This window comes from Shewanella sp. SG41-4 (assembly GCF_014164505.1).
Lineage (GTDB): Bacteria > Pseudomonadota > Gammaproteobacteria > Enterobacterales > Shewanellaceae > Shewanella.
On the sequence record NZ_JACJFI010000422.1, the window covers coordinates 1 to 2,495 of the forward strand.

Annotated in this window: 2 protein-coding genes and 1 pseudogene; 2 read left to right on the top strand and 1 reads right to left on the bottom strand. The window is 42.4% G+C overall.

Going from position 1 to position 2,495, the window contains the following annotated elements; genetic code table 11:
* Both H5202_RS20570 and H5202_RS20575 read left to right on the top strand, forming a co-directional pair.
* A partial coding sequence (locus H5202_RS20570) for an acyl-CoA dehydrogenase (RefSeq protein ID WP_182773703.1) occupies positions 1–1,771 on the top strand: 1,771 nt, incomplete at its 5' end.
* A gap of 86 nt (positions 1,772–1,857) precedes the next feature.
* A complete protein-coding gene (locus tag H5202_RS20575) occupies positions 1,858–2,292 on the top strand; it encodes a PaaI family thioesterase (RefSeq protein ID WP_336244826.1) in 435 nt (144 codons plus the stop codon).
* A 97-nt stretch (positions 2,293–2,389) separates the two neighbouring features.
* Here H5202_RS20575 and H5202_RS20580 read toward each other — a convergent pair.
* Positions 2,390–2,495 (bottom strand): annotated as a pseudogene (locus tag H5202_RS20580) (IS982 family transposase); the annotation flags it as partial.

The following is a 2,495-nucleotide window of genomic DNA, read 5'->3' on the forward strand; positions in this document are numbered from 1 at the left end:
CCTACCTCGTTTAGCTCAAGGTTTAGAAGTGCCATGTTTTGCACTTACTAGCCCTGAAGCAGGTAGTGATGCTGGCTCAATCCCAGATTTCGGCATTGTATGTAAAGGTGAATTCCAAGGCGAAGAAGTACTTGGTATGAAGCTGACTTGGAACAAACGTTACATTACTTTAGCACCTGTTGCGACGGTATTAGGTCTTGCGTTTAAACTACGCGACCCTGATCACCTACTAGGTGATAAAGAAGAATTAGGCATTACTTGTGCGCTTATCCCCACTGATATTCCTGGTGTTGAAACAGGACGTCGTCATTTCCCATTGAACTGTATGTTCCAAAATGGTCCAACACGCGGTAACGAAGTGTTTGTACCATTAAGCTTCATCATTGGTGGTCCAGAAATGGCTGGCCAAGGTTGGAGAATGTTGGTTGAGTGTCTATCTGTAGGTCGTGGTATTACCTTACCTTCAAACTCAGCTGGTGGCGTTAAAACTGCCGCTGTTGCTACTGGTGCTTATGCACGTATTCGTCGTCAATTTAAATTACCTATCGGTAAGTTAGAAGGCATCGAAGAGCCAATGGCGCGTTTAGGCGGTAATGCTTATCTAATGGATGCAGTGGCAACATTAACCACTACCGCTATCGATTTAGGTGAAAAACCATCGGTTGTGTCAGCTATCGTTAAATTCCATTTAACCGATAGAATGCAGAAATGTGTTATTGATGCAATGGACATTCACGGCGGTAAAGGTGTGTGTCTAGGGCCTAATAACTATTTAGGTCGCGGTTATCAAGCGGCACCGATTGCTATTACGGTAGAAGGTGCAAACATTCTAACTCGTTCAATGATAATTTATGGACAAGGCGCAATTCGCTGTCATCCATATGTATTGGCCGAAATGGAATCTGCTTTTGATACTGACGCAAATCGTGGTTTGGATAACTTTGACGCGGCTATCTTTGGCCATATTGGCTTTGCAACGTCTAACTTTATTCGTAGCTTCTGGATGGGCTTAACCTCATCTCGTTTCTCGAATAGCCCTTACTCAGATAAAACCAAGCGTTACTACCAACAGATGAATCGTTTCAGTGCTAACTTAGCATTATTATCTGATTTAGCGATGGCTACACTGGGTGGTAACCTAAAACGTAAAGAACGTATTTCTGCTCGTTTAGGTGACTTATTAAGCCAGCTATACCTCACTTCAGCAACGCTAAAACGGTATGAAGATGATGGTCGTTTAACTGAAGATTTACCTTTAGTTCAATGGGCTGTTGAAGATTCATTGTACAAGTTACAAGATTCGTTAGATGACTTACTGAACAACTTCCCAATGGGTTTAGGCATTGTACTTCGTGCAGTTATTTTCCCATTCGGCCGTCCGATTAAGCGTCCTAGTGATGTATTAGATCACAAAGTGGCTAAGATCATGCAAACTCCTTGTGCTAGCCGTGACCGTTTAGGTAAAGGCCAGTTCTGGACTGCATCTGAGTTCAATGCTGTAGGTATCCAAGAACAAACGTTTAAAGATATCCTTGCCGCAGAGCCACTGTACGACAAAGTCTGTAAAGCTGCTGGTAAGCGTCTACCATTTATGTGGTTAGATAAAGTTGCTGCAGAAGGTAAAGCGCTTGGTGTGTTAAGCGACAGCGAAATCGCTTTACTTGAACGAGCTGAAATTGGCCGCTTAAAATCAATTAACGTTGATGATTTCGATACCGATGAGCTTCGTGCGCAACTAGCACCTAAAGCTAAGCAAGAAAAAGCAGCCTAGCTGCTAGGTTAAAACCTAAAATAAAAAAGGGTAAAGCGCAAGCTTTACCCTTTTTTATCGCTAAAAATTGATGAAATAGCGAAAGGATCATGATGAAACAACTCACCGGATTACAACTGATGCAGGCCATGCTTAATGGCGACATACCAGCCCCGTCGATATCACAAACAATACCGATGAAGGCCATTGAAGTAAGCGAAGGCATGGTAACGTTTGAAGCCCACGCTGATGAACGCCATTTAAACCCAATGGGCGGTGTACATGGTGGTTTTGCTGCAACGGTTTTGGACACAGTAACAGCCTGTGCTGTTCATTCAGCACTGCCTGCTGGTGTCAGTTATTCAACCATTGATTTGAACGTTAAAATGGTCCGCCCTGTGCCACAAAATCAGCGTTTAATCGCAAAAGGGAACTTGATGAACTTATCAAAATCGTTAGGGATATCTGAAGGCACCTTAACCACTGAAGATGGTAAGTTACTCGCTACAGCTACAGCGACCTGCCTTATTCTGCGTCCATAGATAGCTGACTTAACTGTACTTTGTACTTTAAACTTTGTACTACTAGATGAAACGGCATAATAATACTCATTCAATTAGTAATTAACCTGAGATCGGTTTAAGCCATAACAGAAATCGCATTGAAATCGACATCTGTGATATTGAGTTGTGGCTTACTTTCTTTGAGTTGATAAGCGATTAAACCACCAATCATATTCAACATA